This window comes from Pseudoalteromonas sp. Angola-30 (assembly GCF_028599215.1).
Classification (GTDB): Bacteria; Pseudomonadota; Gammaproteobacteria; order Enterobacterales; family Alteromonadaceae; genus Pseudoalteromonas; species Pseudoalteromonas atlantica.
Genome location: NZ_JAQREI010000091.1, coordinates 1 through 255, shown reverse-complemented (window position 1 = coordinate 255; position 255 = coordinate 1). Strand labels below are relative to the sequence as shown.

Annotated in this window: 1 rRNA gene; it reads left to right on the top strand. The window is 49.8% G+C overall.

Going from position 1 to position 255, the window contains the following annotated elements:
- Window positions 1-255 (top strand): 23S ribosomal RNA (locus tag PSH54_RS20735); the annotation flags it as partial.

The window sequence follows — 255 nt, the reverse complement described above, 5'->3', positions numbered from 1 at the left end:
CGAGGCCGAAAGGCGTAGTCGATGGGAAACGGATTAATATTTCCGTACTTGGTATAATTGCGATGGGGGGACGGAGAAGGCTAAGCAAGCATGGCGATGGTTGTCCATGTGAAAGTGAGTAGGCTAGCGACTTAGGTAAATCCGGGTTGCTGTTAGGCTGAGACACGAGACGAGCACCCAAGGGTGTGAAGTTGCTGATGCCATACTTCCAGGAAAAGCCTCTAAGCTTCAGATTATACCGAATCGTACCCCAAA